16 protein-coding genes and 1 pseudogene are annotated in these 15977 nt (G+C 68.6%); 11 read left to right on the forward strand and 6 right to left on the reverse strand.

The annotated features are described in order from the left end of the window. The first annotated feature begins 309 nt into the window (after positions 1–309). The 4 genes from JOF29_RS22960 (at position 310) to JOF29_RS22975 (ending at position 4904) form a co-directional block, all read left to right on the forward strand. Entirely contained in the window at positions 310–1002 is a 693-nt protein-coding gene (locus JOF29_RS22960) for a response regulator transcription factor (protein ID WP_209696548.1), read from the forward strand. Further along, a complete protein-coding gene (locus JOF29_RS22965) occupies positions 999–2603 on the forward strand; it encodes a sensor histidine kinase (RefSeq protein WP_307863619.1) in 1605 nt (534 codons plus the stop codon). Before JOF29_RS22960 ends, JOF29_RS22965 begins: the two co-directional genes overlap by 4 nt. A gap of 101 nt (positions 2604–2704) precedes the next feature. Beyond that, complete coding sequence (locus tag JOF29_RS22970) at positions 2705–4117, forward strand: S1C family serine protease (RefSeq protein WP_209696549.1); 1413 nt, start codon at positions 2705–2707, stop codon at positions 4115–4117. A gap of 79 nt (positions 4118–4196) precedes the next feature. After that, on the forward strand, positions 4197–4904 hold the full coding sequence (locus JOF29_RS22975) for a pirin family protein (RefSeq protein WP_209696550.1): 708 nt from the start codon (positions 4197–4199) through the stop codon (positions 4902–4904). A 61-nt stretch (positions 4905–4965) separates the two neighbouring features. On the opposite strand, the gene JOF29_RS22980 is transcribed toward JOF29_RS22975, so the two are convergent. Next, complete coding sequence (locus JOF29_RS22980) at positions 4966–5295, reverse strand: L-rhamnose mutarotase (protein WP_209696551.1); 330 nt, start codon at positions 5293–5295, stop codon at positions 4966–4968. A gap of 221 nt (positions 5296–5516) precedes the next feature. Between JOF29_RS22980 and JOF29_RS22985 the strand changes: the two genes are divergently transcribed. After that, positions 5517–7415, forward strand: a complete 1899-nt coding sequence (locus JOF29_RS22985) for a penicillin-binding transpeptidase domain-containing protein (RefSeq protein WP_209696552.1) — start codon at positions 5517–5519, stop codon at positions 7413–7415. A 5-nt stretch (positions 7416–7420) separates the two neighbouring features. On the opposite strand, the gene JOF29_RS22990 is transcribed toward JOF29_RS22985, so the two are convergent. The 3 genes and pseudogenes from JOF29_RS22990 to JOF29_RS23000 form a co-directional block, all read right to left on the reverse strand. Further along, a complete protein-coding gene (locus JOF29_RS22990; RefSeq protein WP_209696553.1) occupies positions 7421–8005 on the reverse strand; it encodes an NAD-dependent epimerase/dehydratase family protein in 585 nt (194 codons plus the stop codon). Between the two features lie 55 nt (positions 8006–8060). Then, positions 8061–8222: pseudogene (locus JOF29_RS46035) on the reverse strand (NAD-dependent epimerase/dehydratase family protein); the annotation flags it as partial. Then, the gene (locus tag JOF29_RS23000) at positions 8219–8632 is read right to left on the reverse strand and encodes a PaaI family thioesterase (RefSeq protein WP_245359378.1); all 414 of its coding nucleotides are present in this window, start codon (positions 8630–8632) and stop codon (positions 8219–8221) included. The pseudogene JOF29_RS46035 and the gene JOF29_RS23000, both read right to left, overlap by 4 nt. 74 nt (positions 8633–8706) lie before the next feature. Here JOF29_RS23000 and JOF29_RS23005 point away from each other — a divergent pair, with 74 nt between their 5' ends. The 6 genes from JOF29_RS23005 (at position 8707) to JOF29_RS23030 (ending at position 13929) form a co-directional block, all read left to right on the forward strand. After that, positions 8707–9141, forward strand: a complete 435-nt coding sequence (locus JOF29_RS23005; RefSeq protein WP_209696554.1) for a GNAT family N-acetyltransferase — start codon at positions 8707–8709, stop codon at positions 9139–9141. 68 nt (positions 9142–9209) lie between these two features. Continuing rightward, the gene (locus JOF29_RS23010; protein WP_209696555.1) at positions 9210–10052 is read left to right on the forward strand and encodes an NmrA family NAD(P)-binding protein; all 843 of its coding nucleotides are present in this window, start codon (positions 9210–9212) and stop codon (positions 10050–10052) included. A gap of 195 nt (positions 10053–10247) precedes the next feature. Then, positions 10248–11252 (forward strand): ABC transporter ATP-binding protein, encoded by a 1005-nt coding sequence (locus JOF29_RS23015; RefSeq protein ID WP_307863622.1) that lies wholly within the window; start codon positions 10248–10250, stop codon positions 11250–11252. Beyond that, positions 11249–12061 (forward strand): ABC transporter permease, encoded by an 813-nt coding sequence (locus JOF29_RS23020; RefSeq protein WP_209696556.1) that lies wholly within the window; start codon positions 11249–11251, stop codon positions 12059–12061. Before JOF29_RS23015 ends, JOF29_RS23020 begins: the two co-directional genes overlap by 4 nt. After that, on the forward strand, positions 12058–12852 hold the full coding sequence (locus JOF29_RS23025) for an ABC transporter permease (RefSeq protein WP_209696557.1): 795 nt from the start codon (positions 12058–12060) through the stop codon (positions 12850–12852). The genes JOF29_RS23020 and JOF29_RS23025 overlap by 4 nt, the downstream gene beginning before the upstream one ends. Before the next feature lie 18 nt (positions 12853–12870). After that, complete coding sequence (locus JOF29_RS23030) at positions 12871–13929, forward strand: DNA polymerase IV (RefSeq protein WP_209696558.1); 1059 nt, start codon at positions 12871–12873, stop codon at positions 13927–13929. 144 nt (positions 13930–14073) lie between these two features. On the opposite strand, the gene JOF29_RS23035 is transcribed toward JOF29_RS23030, so the two are convergent. Beyond that, positions 14074–15054 carry a phosphotransferase family protein gene (locus JOF29_RS23035; protein ID WP_209696559.1) on the reverse strand — a complete coding sequence of 327 codons (981 nt, stop codon included), beginning with the start codon at positions 15052–15054 and terminating at the stop codon, positions 14074–14076. Positions 15055–15136: 82 nt separating this feature from the next. Beyond that, complete coding sequence (locus JOF29_RS23040; protein ID WP_209696560.1) at positions 15137–15976, reverse strand: amidohydrolase family protein; 840 nt, start codon at positions 15974–15976, stop codon at positions 15137–15139. Between the last annotated feature and the right edge of the window lies 1 nt (position 15977).

Below are 15977 nucleotides of genomic sequence, written 5' to 3' on the forward strand. Positions count from 1 at the left end.
GTCCTGCAGCGTGGCGGTCCGGGCGGGCGTCAGTTCGACGAAGTGCAGGATCAGGGTGTCCCCCGGCTCGGCGCCCTCGACGTGGAACGGGCCGGTCTGCGAGTTCACGAACGGTATGTTCAGCGAGGCGCTCGCGAGGTCCGTCGTACTGCGGAGGCTGCCGGCGAACGCGCCCTCATTCCAGAACGTCCACGGGTGGCAACTTAAGGTGTCCGGGAGGTGTTGTGCGAGCCATCAGCGGGTTCTCAGGCGATTCTCACAGAAGCGACTTACTCTCGGTGGCGGAACTTCGAGCGGAGCGGGGCTGAAATGCGGGTACTGGTGGTGGACGACGACCGGGCGGTCCGGGACTCGCTGCGCCGTTCGCTGGAGTTCAACGACTTCGAGGTGGTGACCGCGGCCGACGGTGCCGAGGCGCTCGCGGTGATCGGGAACGTCGAGCCGGACGTCGTGGTGATGGACGTGATGATGCCGCGGCTGGACGGGCTGGAGACCACCAAGGCGTTGCGGGCCGCGGGCAACAACGTGCCGATCCTGGTGCTCACCGCGCGGGACGCGGTCGCGGACCGGGTGGACGGTCTGGACGCCGGCGGCGACGACTACCTGACGAAGCCGTTCGCGCTCGAGGAACTGCTGGCCCGGCTGCGCGCCCTGCTGCGCCGCAGCACCGCTCCCGGTGAGAGCGGCCAGCGCGGCGAGGTGCTGCAGTACGGCGACCTCGTGGTCGACGTCGACGCGCACGAGGTGCACCGCGGCGACGTGGCGATCCAGCTGACCCGTACCGAGTTCTCGCTGCTCGAGCTGCTGATCCGCAACCCGCGCCGGGTTCTGGAGCGGGCGGTCATCCTGGACGCGGTCTGGGGCTACGACTTCCCGACCACCGCGAACTCGCTCGAGGTCTACATCGGATACCTGCGCCGCAAGACCGAGGTGAACGGTCTGCCGCGCCTGATCCACACCGTGCGCGGCATCGGATACGTGCTGAGAGACACCCCACCGTGAGCCAGCAACACCCCAAGGACTTCCCGTCGTACGCCGACGGTCCGCAGCAGCCACCACAACCGCCGGTTCCGGATCAGCCTGTTGCCAACAGCAACGGAAACGGCAATCGGGTGGCGGCGACGGCCGCACGCACCCAGACCTGGTGGAACGAGACCCTCCACAAGCTGAGCCTGCACGCCCGCGTCACACTCCTCGCCGCGGTAGCCGTCGGCCTGGCGGTGGCCATCGTCAGCGTGGCGGCGTACGTGACCGTACGCCAGCAGATGTACCAAAACCTCGACAACAGCCTGGTCCTGCGCGCCAGCCAGGCGGCCCAAAAACGCGTGCTGACGAACCTCGAAATTCTCCAGAACATCCCGCCCGACGCGCTCGGGCTGAGCGACATCCAGGTGGGGATCATCACCCAGGACGGGGAGACGTTCGGCGCCCGCCGGAGCACGCTCCCGCCGATGGGCCAGCAGGAGCTCGAGATCGCCCAGACGCAGAGCTCGCACCCCAATCTGCGAACCGTCGGCGTCCGGAACGGCCCGCACTTCCGGGTTGTCGCAGTGGCCGCCAGCTACTGCCCCGCCGAATCGACGGAGGCATGCCAGAACGATTCCCGCTTCCTCCAACCTGGTGCGCTCGTCGTGGCGCAGTCGTTGGGGCCGATTGATCAGACGTTGCACAACCTCGGGATCGTGCTGTGGGCGTTCGGTCTGATCGGCGTGATCGGGGCGGCGCTCGCCGGGAACGCGGTGGCGCGCTCCGGCCTGCGCCCGCTGGCGCGACTGACCGGCGCGGTGGAACACGTCGCCGCGACCGAGGACCTCAAGCCGATCCCGGTCACCGGTACCGACGAGATCTCCCGCCTGGCAGTGGCCTTCAACGCGATGCTCGGTGCGCTCGCGCAGTCCCGCGACCGGCAACGGCGGCTCGTCGGCGACGCCGGCCACGAGCTGCGTACGCCGTTGACCAGCGTCCGCACCAACCTCGACCTGCTCGCCCAGGCGGACAAGCGCGGCGGGCTCCGGCCCGAGGACCGGCAGCAGCTGCTGGACGACGTACGCGCCCAGATGGACGAGCTGACCCAACTGATCGGCGACCTCACCGAACTGGCCCGCGACACTCCGCAGGTGCCGAACGCGGAGCTGATCGAGCTCTCGAACGTGGTCCAGGACGCGGTGATCAAGGTACGTCGGCGCGCACCCGGGCTGGAGTGGGACGTGCAGATAACGCCGTTCCCGGTTTGGGGTGACGAGCGGCTGCTCGGCCGTGCGGTGATGAACCTGCTCGACAACGCCGCGAAGTACAGCGTCCCCGACGGCGCCGAACAACGGACCGACGGGCCACCCGTCGGCCACGTGACGGTCCGCCTGCTGGACGGCGTACTGACCGTGACGGACTCCGGGCCCGGCATCGCCGAGGCGGACCTCCCCCACGTCTTCGACCGCTTCTACCGCTCCAGCGAGGCCCGCAGCCGCCCCGGCTCCGGCCTGGGCCTGGCAATCGTCAAGCACGCCGCAGAACTACACGGCGGCATGATCTACGCCCGGAACGCCCCGGGTGCGGGTGCGCAGTTCACCCTGTGGCTGCCGCACGCGGCCACCCAGACTCGCTGAGAGCTGCCTGACAGGTCCTTCAGAGGATCTTCATGGAGTTCTTCGGTCACTCCGAGGGGATCTTCAGGCGGCTTTCAGGTCCAGCGGACAAAGTACGTGCCATGACCGAGAACCAGCCGCAGCAGCCGCAGCCGCAACCCGGCCAGAACGCGCAGGGACCGCAAGGGCCGGAGCGGACGCAGCAGTTGCCGATGTACGGGCAGCATCAGCAGCAGCAGTACGCGCCGCAAGGCGGGCAGCCGCGGCTGGACTCGGGGCCGCAGGGGCCGCAGGGGCCGCAGGGCCAGTACCCCTCAGGTGGGGGTTCTTACCCGCAGTTCGGTGCACCGGGGACGCATCAGGGGACGTCTCCGGGCCCGAACTGGCCCCTCGGCCCGCAGCAGGCGACAGCCACCGCGGAGAAGCCGAAGCGCCGGGCCGGTCTGGCAGCCGTGGCACTGGTCGCGCTCCTGGTCGGTACGGCGGGCGGCGTCGGCGGCGCGGCCGTGTACTCGGCCAGCAACGACCACTCCACGAACATCCCGTCGGTGACCGCTCCGCTGAACGGCAACCAGGCGGCTCCCGCGTCGGCGCCGGACGGCACCGTGCAGAGCGCGGCCGCGAAGGTGCTGCCGAGCGTGGTGAAGATCGCGGTCGCCAGCCAGCAGGGCCAGGCGACCGGGTCGGGCATCGTGATCAGCAAGGACGGCCTGATCGTCACGAACAACCACGTGGTCTCCGGCGCCGGGCAGGGCGCGACGCTGACCGTCGTACTGAACGACGGCCGCACGGTACCGGCCACGGTCAAGGGCACCGACCCGCTCACCGACCTCGCCGTCATCCACGCGAACGCGACCGACCTGACGCCGGCCACCCTCGGCCAGAGCGGCAAGCTCGCGGTCGGCCAGGGCGTGGTCGCGATCGGCTCGCCGTACGGGCTGGAGGCGACCGTGACGAGCGGGATCGTCTCGGCGCTGAACCGCCCTGTGACGTCCGGCGATGCGCAGCAGCAGGACAGTACGACGGTCTTCCCAGCAATCCAGACGGACGCCGCGATCAATCCGGGGAACTCCGGCGGCGCCCTGATCGACCTCGCCGGCCAGGTGGTCGGTATCAACAGCGCGATCAAAACCGCCGGCGGATCGGGACAATCCGCAGGCGGAAGCATCGGCCTGGGCTTCGCAATCCCGATCGACCAGGCCAAGCCGATCATCGACGAGCTGGTGGCCAAGGGCAAGGCCACGCATGCGCGGCTCGGTGTGACGGTCGGCGACGCGCAGTCCTCCGACGGGCTCACGAACGGAGCACGCCTCGGCGAGGTCACGTCCGGCGGTGCGGCGGACAAGGCCGGTCTGCAGTCAGGTGATGTGGTCACCGCTGTGGACGGCAAGGCGATCGCGTCAGGGGACGCGTTGGTCGCCGCGGTCCGCTCGCACCGCCCGGGCGATCAGGTGAAGCTCAGCGTCACCCGGAGCGGCAAGCAGCAGACGGTCACCGCCACGCTCGGCTCCGACAACGGGAACCCGACGGGCTGATCGAGCGTCTCACCCAGTAGACCGGACTGCGTCGCCCACCGAGCGGCGCAGTCCGTTTTTAGGGGTATTACTAGAGCCTGTGGAGATCCATCAGGCGGACGAGCGGTTCCGGACGGCCAACGAGTGGCTGGACTCGCGGCATTCGTTCTCGTTCGGGCCGCACTACGACCCGGCGAACGTCGGGTTCGGCTTCCTGCTCGCCCACAACGACGAGACGGTTGCCCCCGGCACCGGATTCGGTACGCATCCGCACCAGGACCTCGAGATCGTCACCTGGGTACTGCGGGGCGCGCTGGCACACCGGGACTCGCAGGGGAACAGCGGCGAGGTGCATCCCGGGCTCGCCCAGCGGATGACCGCGGGCTCCGGCATCCAGCACTCCGAGTGGAACGACGGCGCCGACCCGGTGCACTACGTCCAGATGTGGGTACGCCCGGACCGCTTCGACCTGCCGCCGTCGTACGAACAGGCCGAGCTCGACCTGTCCACCGGCGAACTGGTCCCGGTGGCGTCCGGGCTGGCCAAGCACGCGTCCTCGACCGCGATCCGGATCAACCAGCCGGCGGCGGGGATGTCCGTCGCGCGGCTGAGCACGGCCGGCACGATCCAGCTACCGAGTGCGCCGTACCTGCATGTCTTCGTCGCCACCGGTACGGCGACCCTCGAAGGCGCTGCTCTTGGAACGGCGGATGCCGTACGGCTGACCGGCGACGGCGGCCGGCTGACCGCCGGACCGGGCGGGGCCGAGGTGCTGGTCTGGGAGATGTGGTCCGCTACGCACGCATAACCCCGCGTCAGGAGCCGGATCGGGGCTATTCAGGCGGGTTGTGCATGCACGCAGGACCGCCCTAGTCGCCCTGCTCGCTCATCGTCCAGACGTGGCGCAGCGACTGGCCGGCGACGCCTTCGGGATTCTCCGCGAAGCCCTCGACGAACTGGCTCATGTGCTGCTGCCAGCGCTGGTCGGTGGGGTTGTCGCGGAGGTACGCGACCGCGGCCTCGTAGTCGTCGGACTCGACCAGGTGGAACAGGTCCCGGCCGCTGCGCCAGATCGACCAGTCGCTGATCCCGGCGGCGTGCATCACCGTGATCAGTTCCGGCCAGACGCGGGCGTGCTCGGTCTCGTAGGCCTCTTCGGTTCCGGGGATCAGGCGGCTGTGCAGCGCAAGGCGGGTCACAAGGGAGCAGAATACGCCGCGCGAGGCGGCCGTGGAACGCGGTTCCAGAGTCCGGCAGACCAATTCGCCGATCGTCTTGGTCCCGATTCAGGCCGGCTCTGCGGCCAACTCCGGAGCCGCTGCCGGCGTCGTACTTGGGAAGGTTGAGTAGGTTTCCGAGGTAGCCACACGCCGAAGGCCGTGTCCCGGTGTCCATCCGTCGTCGTGCGAGAGTTGGGAACGTGAAGCGAACCACTGCCATCGTCTGCCTGAGTAGTCTGCTGATCACCGCCGGTTGTTCGGGCAGCAAGTCCGGCGGCAACTCCGGGAACGACGAGCAGAAGGCGTCCGGAGCGGTCATCAAGCAGTTCGCCGACGCCTGGGTGAAGGCGTGGGCGCCGAACGGGAAACCGGACGCGGCCGGCGCGCTCACCGACAACCCGACCGTGTTCGCCAAGCGCCTCGACGGCGTCGACAGCGCGCTGGTGGCGAGCACCGTGACGGTCACCCCGCAGAACAACCCGAAGTGCTCGGACGGCAGCAACTGCACGCAGGACCTGGCCGTCGAGGCGCAGCTGCGCGGTATCGGCACGATGAAGTGGACGAGTACGGCGACAGCGGTGAAGACCGGTGGCACCTGGAAGATCAAGGCCTCCGGCGACACCATCTACCCGGGACTCGGCGACAACAACTACCTGAAGCGGGTCCGCGCGCTGCCGGCCCGGGCGTCGATCCTGGACCGCAACGGCGTCGCTCTGACCACGAATCGGCAGGTCGTGATCGTCGGCGTCGCGTCCGGCACCAAGGCGACCGCGGCCACCTACGCGGCCTTCACGCAGTACCTGCAGGTGGACGGCGCGAAGCTCGCGGCGCGGGCGAAGGCGGCGCCGGCCGGCGAGTTCGTGGACGCGATCACGATCCGCGCCGAGGAGTGGGACGCGCTGCGGCCGAAGATGAGCGCACTGCCCGGCGTGCTGACGATGGGCGGCACCCAGTCGCTGCCGCCGACCGCGACGTTCGCGAGGTCGCTGATCGGCACCATGAACACCGCGACCGTGGACACGCTGAAGAACGCCGGCCCGACGGCCTCGGCGCAGGACCAGGTCGGCACGACAGGCCTGCAGTACGCGTTCCAGCAGCAGCTCGCCGGTACGCCGGGCGGCACGGTCGCGCTGCGGGACGGCAAGACGAAGCTGACCATCAAGACCGTCTTCACCCAGCAGGGCGCCGCCGGCAAGCCGGTGAAGACGACCATCGACACGAACATGCAGAAGACCGCCGAGGCCGCGCTCGCGACCAGCAAGCTGCCGGCGTCGCTGGTCGCGGTGCAGGCGTCGACCGGGCAGATCCTGGCGGCGGCGAACGGCCCGCAGTCGACCAACTACAACCGCGCCTTCCAGGGCCGGTACGCGCCGGGTTCGACGTTCAAGATCGTCACATCTGCCGCACTGCTCGGTGCCGGTGAGACCACGACGACACCGCTTCCGTGTACCCCGACGATCAACGTGTTCGGCAAGACCTTCAAGAACTACGACGGTCTGACGGCGTACGGCGCGGGCACGATGCAGAAGGCGTTCAACGAGTCCTGCAACACCGCGTTCATCTCGCAACACGCGAAGCTGTCGAAGGACGCGATGACGAAGGCCGCCGCGATGTTCGGCATCGGCCGCGAACTGGGCCTGTCGGTCGGCGCGTACGGCGGTCAGGTGCCGGCGCCGAAGGACGACGTCGAGGAGGCCGCGTCGATGATCGGCCAGGGCACGGTCACCGCCAGCCCGCTGGCGATCTCGCTGGTGGCCGCGACGGTCGACCACGGTACGGCGATGAAGCCCGTACTGGTGCCGGGCAAGGACGCGGCCGGCGCGGCTGCCTCACCACTGCCCGCGGCGACGGTGGCGGCGCTCCAGACGTTCATGCGGACGACGGTGACCGGCGGTACCGCGAGCGTGCTCGCCGGGAACGGCGCGGTCGCGGCGAAGACCGGTACCGCCGAGGTCGTGGTGAACGGCAAGGTCACCACCAACGCCTGGATGGCCGGCTACCGCGGCGACGTCGCGTTCGCGGTCATCGTCGAGGGCGGCGCCTCCGGCTCCCACACGGCGGGCCCGATCCTGAAGACCTTCCTCTCCAGCTTCAAGTGAGAGGTTCAGGTGCTCTCGGGCACGGCCCAGAGGCCGGCCCGCTCGTTTCCGGGGCGGCGGTAGGCGCTCAGGTCCAGGTCGCGGACCTGCTCCCCGAGGACAGCGGTCAGGGTCTCGACCGTCGGGTAGCGAGACGGGATCTCGGCTGAGACGAGGTTCTCGAGTCGGACGCCGGGACCGCGAGGAGCCACGATCGTGCGGGTGAGTCGTTCGGCGACCGTGGCGATCGAGACGGTGCCCAGCTGACAGAACGGGAGCTGCACGGCGGACAGGTCGACCTGGTGATCCGGTTCGTCGACGACCACGCCGAGCCGGTACAGGTCGAATTCCAAGGTTTCGTCGGTGCGGGCCAGGTACCGCGCCAGCTCTTCGACGACGTACTTGGAGAATCCGTACGGGTTCGCGGACAGGCACGGATGGTCCGCGGGGATCGGTAGCTCCCGCGGCAGGAAACCCTCGGTGAGGCAGCCCGCAGCCGCGATCGAACTCGCCACCACGAACCTGCGCACGCCCCGGTCGATCATGGTCCGGAGCAGCAGGCGGGTCCCCTCGCCGTTGACCGCGACGGCGTCGGCCCTCGGTCGCCGCACCCGTGACTCCGGCCAGATGGACGACAACGTCGATGGGTACGTCGTCGAGCAGCGCGAGGTCGGTGGGGCTGGTGAAGCTTCCGGTCCTGTTGAGGTCGGCATCGTTGGAGGGAGTTCGGCCGAACGCGATCACCGAGCATCCCGTGGATCTCAGGTACGGCGTGAGCCGCGAGCCGACGTACCCGCTCGCTCCGGTGACGAGGACCCGGGTCATCATCGGTTCAGGGCGACGACGGTGCCCTGAGCGATCGCGCAGAGGACCGTCGTACCGGCGTCGTCGATCGTCGTGAGTTCACAGGTACAGGTCGCCTGGCGGCGGCCGGAGTGGGCAACCTTCGCCACTGCCCGAAGGATCTGTCCCTGGGCGGGACGAAGGTAGCTGATCGTGAACCCGCCGGTCAGGACCTCCGGGCCGAGCGCCGCGCCGCCCGCGAACGTGATCGCGTTGTCGGCGGCATAGGCAAGTACGCCGCCGTGCAGGAACCCGTTCTGCTGCTGGAGATCCTCGCGAACATCGACCTCCAACGTCGCGCCGCTGTCCCCGAACGCAGTCACCCGCGCCCCCACCAGCACACTGAACGGCTGCGCCGCCAACAGCTTCTGTGCGACCTCCAACGTCAACTCCATGCCGCTCAGGCTAAGGCAGACCGGCGGAGGCCCAAGGTCAGGGTGTGAGCGCGCCGAGAGTAGAACTTCGCCCGATGTCAGCTGCCGAGTACCCGGAGTGGAAGGACCACCTCGCGACCTCGTTCGCAGCGGCGATGGGAGCGGCCAACGGGCTGGCCGCGGACGAGGCGCTGAAGGCTTCGTACCAGGAGACCGAGAAGCTGCTGCCGGACGGCCCGGACACCGAGCACCAGCTGATCTGGGTCGCGTTCGCGGACGACGTACCGGTCGGCACTCTGTGGATCAGTACGCGGTCGCGGCTGCCGTTCGTGTACAGCATCGAGGTGTCGCCCGACCATCGCAGGAAGGGATACGGCGGGGCGATCATGCTCGCCGGCGAGGAGGAGTGCCGGCGCCGCGGGCACGACGAACTGGAGCTGAACGTGTTCGGCGACAACCCGTCGGCGATCGCGTTGTACAACTCGCTCGGATACGCCGTGACCTCGCAGCAGATGCGCAAGAGCCTTTAGGGAGCTGTCTGATCAGGTCAGTTAGTATGGGAATCATAATATACGGGACTCATACTTAGGAGCTGACGATGATTCTGATCACCGGTGGGACGGGGACGGTTGGGCGACCTGTGGTTTCGTCGCTCGCCGAGCGTGGGGCGGCGATTCGTGTGGTCGGGCGTTCGGTGGCGGAGGTGCCGGCGGGCGTCGAGCGGTTCGCGGCGGACCTCGGCGACCTGGCAGCCGTGGCGCCCGCGTTGAAGGGCGTCGACGTACTGTTCGTGCACCCGCGGGCGGTCGGCGAGCAGGCCGCGGACCTGGTCGCGCTCGCGGCTGAGAACGGTGTACGGCGGGTGGTGGTGATGTCGGCGATCAACGTCGACGACGATCCGGCGCTGCAGCCGTCCCGGTGGAACGGCGACCGCAACCGGGAGGTCGAGGCCGCGGTCGTGGCGGGCGGGCTGCCGTGGGTCGCCGTACGGCCGACGTCGTTCGCGGCCAACACGGTCGGCCTGTTCGGGGCGCAGATCCGGTACGGCGATGTCGTCCGGGCGCCGTACGCCGACTTCGCCGAGGCGTTGGTCGACGAGGCCGACGTGTCCGCCGTACTGGCCGAGGTGCTGACCGACGACAGGTGGGACGGGCAGCGGCTCGCGGTCACCGGGCCGGAGGCGTTGACCCAGCGGCAGTTGGTGGACGTGATCGGTACGGTCCTCGGCCTGCCGTTGCAGTTCCAGGAGGTCCCGGCGGAAGCCGCCGTCCGGGGGATGGTCGCCAACGGTCTGCCGGAGGCGTTCGCGAACGCGCTGATGGACCGCTACGCGAAGGGCGTGATGGCGGCGGCGACGGACACCGTCGAGAAGGTTCTCGGCCGGCCGCCGCGGACGTTCGCGGACTGGGTCGCCGCGCACCGGGACGCCTTCCAGCGCTGAAAACCTGCTGGACGACGCTTTCCAGATCGGAATACCGTGGAGGTGGCAGCCGCACGTCGGAAGGACCCACAGGGAGCGATGTCGACGCCTCGCCGAGACAAGGTTTGAGCTCGGTCGAGGTGCGTGGCCTGCGCTCTGCGCGTTTGCGCGTTGACGCTGCCCGGTCCCGACATTCTCTCGAAAGCGGTGCATTCCGTGACGCCTGTTATCGCGGCACAAGACCTGACCAAGACCTACACGTTCCATCAGCAGCGCGCCGGACTCGGCGGCGCGCTGAAGAGCCTGGTACGGCGTACGTACGAGACCCGGCTGGCTGTCGACAAGATCTCGTTCACGATCGGCAGCGGCGAGGTCGTCGGACTGCTCGGCCCGAACGGCGCCGGCAAGACGACCACGCTGAAGATGCTGTCCGGTCTGCTCTACACGACCTCCGGCGACCTGGAGGTGCTCGGCCACACCCCGTCCGACCGCAAACCGGACTACCTGCGCCGGATCGCGCTGGTAATGGGCCAGAAGACCATGCTGTGGTGGGACGTCCCGGCGATGGAGAGCCTGCTGCTGCACAAGGAGATGTACGGCCTGTCCACCGCGGTGTTCGACCGCAACGTCGCCGAGCTCGCCGAACTGCTCGAGGTCGAGCACCTGCTGAACGTGCAGGTCCGGAAGACCTCACTCGGTGAGCGGATGAAGCTCGAACTGATGGCGGCGCTCGTCCACGGCCCGGAGATCCTGTTCCTGGACGAGCCGACGATCGGGCTGGACGTGGTCGCGAAGGCCCGCGTCCGCTCGTTCCTGGCCGACGTCAACCGGCTCCGCGGGACCACGATCCTGATCACCAGCCACGACATGGACGACATCGAGGCGCTCTGCTCGCGGGTGATGATCATCGACCACGGCCGGCTGCAGTTCGACGGCGGGCTGGACGATCTGGTTCGTACGGCGCGGCCGCGCAAGCTGGTCCGGGCGACGTACGCGACGCCGGTCGACGCCTCCCGGCTGGCGGCGCTGGACGGGGTGACCGGGGTCGAGACCTCCGGGCCGACCGTCGAGCTCGAGGCGGAACGGGAACGCGCCGGTGCGGTGATGGAGCAGCTGATCCGGCTCGGCCCGCTCGTCGACCTCGATGTCGCGGACGCCGACATCGAGGACATCATGCGCGACCTGTTCCTGCACCGCAGCACGCTGGGAGACGGCTCATGAGCACGGTCGTCCGCAACCTCCGCATCGTCCGGCGGATGACGGCGGCGGAGATCGCGCAGCAGTCCGTGTACCGCGCGGCGTGGATCATCTTCATGCTGGCGAACATCTGCGTACCGATCATCTCGCTGCTGATCTGGCGGACTGCGCTCGCGAGCGGTGCGCACCTGCCGGTCGACGAGCGGTACGTGACGACGTACTTCGTGCTGCTCGGCTTCGTCACGATGGCGACCTCGTCGTGGATGGCGGGGTTCCTCGCGCAGGACATCCGGCTCGGGAAGCTGTCCAGCTGGATGATCCGGCCGGCGTCGCTGCTGGTCGGGTTCGTCGCGAACAACCTGTCGGAGAAGTTCCTGAAGCTGATCGCGCTGGTGCCGATGATCGGGATCGTGTGGTGGATCTTCCGGGACTCGATGACGATCCCGGCCGGCCCGGGGCACTGGGTCCTGTTCGCGGTCAGCATCCTGCTCGGCGCCGTGCTGGTGTTCACGATCGACATCCTGATCGCGTCGCTGGCGTTCTGGATGGACGACGTGAGCGCGCTGGTGCAGGCCCGCGTGATCATCTCCGGCGTGCTGTCGGGCGCCGTCGTACCGCTGGCGCTGATGCCGTCCTGGTCGCGCGGATTCGTCGACCACCAGCCGTTCCGGTACACGGTGTCGTTCCCGGTCGAGATCGTCGCGGGTCAGCTGACGGGGCGGGAGCTGCTGACCGGGTTCGGCTTCCAGCTCGGGTACGTCGTCGTGCTCGGCATCCTCGCCAGGGCCGTCTGGGCGGCCGGGATCCGCGCGTACTCGGCGGTGGGCGCATGAGGATCCGGCTGCATGTGAAGCTGTGGCGGCGGTTCTTCCTGCAGGCCGTCGTCCGCGAGACGCACTACCGGGCGCACTTCCTGACCACGTTGCTCGTCGGGCTGGTGCAGCTCGGGCTGGGGATCGTGCCGACGCTGCTGCTGTTCGGGTTCACGTCCGAGGTGCACGGGTGGTCGCGGGCGGAGGCGATCGCGCTGGTCGGCGTGTTCCAGATCGTCACCGGGCTGATCGCCACGTTCGTCGCGCCGAACCTGAACCGGATGACGACGTACCTCACCGAGGGCGAGCTGGACGGCGTACTGCTGCGGCCGGTCTCGAGCCAGTTCTACCTGACCCTGCGGTGGATCAACGTCGCGGAGCTGACGAACGTTGCCAGCGGCATCGTCGTACTGGTGATCGGGCTGGTGCAGGCCGGGATCAGCTTCGGGCCGGGGCAGGTCGTGCAGGCCTTCGTACTGATGTGCTGCGGGCTGGTGCTGCTCACGAGTGTGTGGTCGGCGCTTGCCTTCCTGGCGTTCTGGCTGCAGTCGGTGAACCCGATCGGGATCGTGTTCCTGAGCCTGGTGGAGGCCGGACGATACCCGTTGGTGTTCTTCCCGGTGGCGGTGCGGACGTTCCTGACGTTCGCGTTCCCGGTGGCGTTCGCGACGACGTTTCCGGTACGGGCGCTGGCGGGCGACCTCGGGTGGTCACCGGTGGCACTCGGGATCGGGCTGTCCGTGGTGGCCTTGCTGCTGGTACGGCTGGTTTGGCGGCGCGGGGTGCTGACGTACTCCAGCGCGTCCAGCTGATGTGGTTACCTGTGGGGTATGAGCTGGTGGGTCCTGCACGTGGACATGGATCAGTTCATCGCGGCCGTCGAGATCCGGCGCCGGCCTGAGCTTCGCGGGCTCCCTGTCGTGGTGGGTGGATCGGGCGATCCGACCCTGCCACGACAGGTCGTCGCCACCGCGTCGTACGAGGCCCGCGCCTTCGGGATACGGTCCGGGATGCCGGTGCGGGCGGCGTACAAGAAGTGTCCGGACGCGGTGTTCCTGCCGTCGGATCCGGCCGCGTACGACGCGGCGTCGGCCGAGGTGATGGACACGCTGCGGACGTTCCCGGTGGTGGTCGAGGTGTGGGGCTGGGACGAGTGCTTCGTCGGCGCGGAGACCGATGACCCGGAGACACTGGCCGCCGAGTTCCGGGCCGCGGTGGTGGAGCGGACCGGGCTGACCTGCTGCGTCGGCATCGGTGACAACAAGACCCGCGCCAAACTCGCCACCAACTTCGCGAAACTCTCCAACACGTCCGGGGACGGCAACGGGATCTACCGGCTGACCGCCGCGAACTGGCGCGAGGTGATGGACCACCGCCCGGTCCGCGACCTGTGGGGCATCGGCGCCCGGATGGAACACAACCTCAACGAACTCGGCCTCACCACGGTCGCCGACCTGGCCGCCGCCGACGTCGACACCCTCAAGAAGCGCTTCGGCCCCAACATGGGCACCTGGTACGCCGCCCTCGGCCGCGGCCTCGGCGACACCCAACTCACCGACGTCCCCCGCGAACCGGTCTCCCGCAGCCACGAGGAAACCTTCCCGTCGGACCTCGTCGAGCGTCCTGACGTGGAACGCGAACTCCGCCGCATCGCCCTCGAGGTCACCCGCGAGGTCGTGGCCGAAGGCCGCACCGTCCAACGCGTCTCGGTCAAGGTCCGCTTCATCAACTTCTACACCCCGATCAAAAGCCGCAAACTGAAGTCCTCCACCCAGGACCCCGAGCTGGTCGCCACCACAGCCCTCTCCATCCTCGAAAAGTTCACCCTCAACCGCCCCATCCGCCTCCTCGGCGTCCGCGTCGAGTTCGTCCCCTCGCCGCTTATATAGCTTTGTTTGCAGAAAGTTATATACGTGAGAGGTGCGAACCAACTGTCGGTCTCGACAGGAAAGCGCGACCGCGGATGGATCGCGCGCGAGGTGATCACCACCCTCGACGACTTCGCAGTCCGCGCGGGCCGCCGTAGCTGAGGCCTAGGTCAGTGCGGCGAGGATCTTCGACATCGAGTCGTAGGTTTGGCGGACCGCGTCGGGCTTGTTCAGGCGGTGGCGTTCCAGGCGGATCGCGGCGAGGTGGCGGGCTTCGTAGATCGCCGCGCGCCAGGTGGCGCCCGGCGAGCGGTCCAGGGCGCCGTACGAATCCCAGAACGCCTCCCGCTCGTCCTGTTTCGCCTGGGCCATGCGGATGGTCCAGTCCGCGGCCGGGTCGCCGAACTCGGTGCGGTCGAAGTCCAGTACGCCGGAGATCAACGGCTCGGGCGCATCTGCATCGAGAAGACAGTTGGCCGTCCACAGGTCACCCGTCAGCAGTCGCGGTTCGCGGATCTCGTCCAAGGTGGCCCGACCATGCGTCGCCGCGTCGGCAGCCTGCCGGACGTCCGCAGCGTCCAGCCCCAACTGCTCGAGATCGTCGGCAATCTGGAGCAGTGACGCGATCACAGCCTCACTCCAGCGAGAGTACGACGGTCCGGCCACACGACCGAAGTACGGCCCGCGTACGTCGTGCACGGTTCGGGCGATCGCACCGAGCTGACGGAAGAAGGTCGTACGCCCGGACCGCGGATAGCGGCCCAGCTGCTCCGGTGCCGGGACACCGGAAAGACGACTCTGGATCATCCAGTCCCGGTCGACGATCTCGTGCGACCAATCAACGGCGAGCACCCTTGGCGTCAACTGTGCGATCGCAGTCAGCCAGGAGACGCTCAGGTACTCGTTGCGCATCAGCCGCTGCTCGGACGCGAACTGCATCCGTTCCTCCGGCGCCACACGCAAGATCACCGGCTCGGCCCACCCGCTCAGCTCGATCCGGTACACGCTGTTGTACGACCCGTACCCGAGCTCGACCGCCTCCAGCGGAACGCTGCCGAACGCCCGCCGGCAGATCGCATCGATCGCCGACGGGCCGACCGCCCGCTGGAACGCACCCGGCGCCCGCACCCCCCCCCGCACCCGCATGCCATACCTCCATCTCGCGCCTCCTGGTTGGGGAGGATTTCTGCCCGATTCGGGGAGAAAATCCTCCCCAGATGGCCGGAATCTACAGGTTGTAGGTGCGGGTGGCGGTGGTGGTGAAGATGGCTTCTCGGTCGGTTGGAGTGAGGGTGGACGTGAGGGTTTCCGCCGCGGCGACGACGTCGGCGTAGGACGCAGCGAGGAGGCAGACGGGCCAGTCGGAGCCGAACATTACTCGGTTGGGGGTGAAGGCGTTCAGGACTACGTCGGCGTAGGGCTGGAGGTCTTTGGGTTGCCAGGTGGTCCAGTCGGCTTCGGTGACCATGCCGGAGAGTTTGCAGGTGACGTTGGGTTGGGCGGCCAGAGTTCGGAGTTGGGTGGCCCAGGGTTCCAGCGGGTCACCGATGACTGGCTTGGAGATGTGGTCGACGACGAAGGTCAGTTGCGGGAGGTTGCGGGCTGTCTGGATTGCGGCGGGGAGGTGTGGGGTTTTGGTGAGCAGGTCGTAGGCCAGGCCGGCGTCGGCGACGGCGTTCAGGCCCCGTTGTACGTCGGGGCGCAGCAGCCAGTCGTTGTCGGGTTCGTCGTGGACCTGGTGGCGGATCGCCTTCAGGTACGAGCCGTCCGGGCGGGCCAGCAGCGACGCCAGCGTGTCCGCCACGTCGGGCGCGGTGAGGTCCACCCAGCCGACCACGCCGGCCACCAGGTCGTTGCCGGCGGCAATCTCCAGGAACTCGACGGTCTCCTCGAGTAGACCGACAGTCTGGACCAGGACGGTCGCGGTGACGTCGGCGGCCGCGGCGAGCGGGGCCAGGTCGGCGATCGAGAAGTTCTTCCGGATCGGGTCCATTTCCGGCCCGGTCATCCAGGACTGCTCGCGGACGGTCAGATCCCAGACATGGTGGTGTGCGTCGACTCTGCTCATG

Origin of the sequence: Kribbella aluminosa (genome assembly GCF_017876295.1) — a bacterium.
Classification (GTDB): domain Bacteria; phylum Actinomycetota; class Actinomycetes; order Propionibacteriales; family Kribbellaceae; genus Kribbella; species Kribbella aluminosa.

What these genes read in the sequence shown, in the direction of transcription:
- JOF29_RS23000 (WP_245359378.1), bottom strand. Translation starts at nt 8,632, where the DNA reads ATGGAGTTGACGTTGGAGGTCGCACAGAAGCTGTTGGCGGCGCAGCCG.
- JOF29_RS23005 (WP_209696554.1), top strand. Translation starts at nt 8,707, where the DNA reads ATGTCAGCTGCCGAGTACCCGGAGTGGAAGGACCACCTCGCGACCTCG.
- JOF29_RS23030 (WP_209696558.1), top strand. Translation starts at nt 12,871, where the DNA reads ATGAGCTGGTGGGTCCTGCACGTGGACATGGATCAGTTCATCGCGGCC.
- JOF29_RS23010 (WP_209696555.1), top strand. Translation starts at nt 9,210, where the DNA reads ATGATTCTGATCACCGGTGGGACGGGGACGGTTGGGCGACCTGTGGTT.
- JOF29_RS23040 (WP_209696560.1), bottom strand. Translation starts at nt 15,976, where the DNA reads ATGAGCAGAGTCGACGCACACCACCATGTCTGGGATCTGACCGTCCGC.
- JOF29_RS23035 (WP_209696559.1), bottom strand. Translation starts at nt 15,054, where the DNA reads ATGCGGGTGCGGGGGGGGGTGCGGGCGCCGGGTGCGTTCCAGCGGGCG.
- JOF29_RS23020 (WP_209696556.1), top strand. Translation starts at nt 11,249, where the DNA reads ATGAGCACGGTCGTCCGCAACCTCCGCATCGTCCGGCGGATGACGGCG.
- JOF29_RS23025 (WP_209696557.1), top strand. Translation starts at nt 12,058, where the DNA reads ATGAGGATCCGGCTGCATGTGAAGCTGTGGCGGCGGTTCTTCCTGCAG.
- JOF29_RS22960 (WP_209696548.1), top strand. Translation starts at nt 310, where the DNA reads ATGCGGGTACTGGTGGTGGACGACGACCGGGCGGTCCGGGACTCGCTG.
- JOF29_RS22970 (WP_209696549.1), top strand. Translation starts at nt 2,705, where the DNA reads ATGACCGAGAACCAGCCGCAGCAGCCGCAGCCGCAACCCGGCCAGAAC.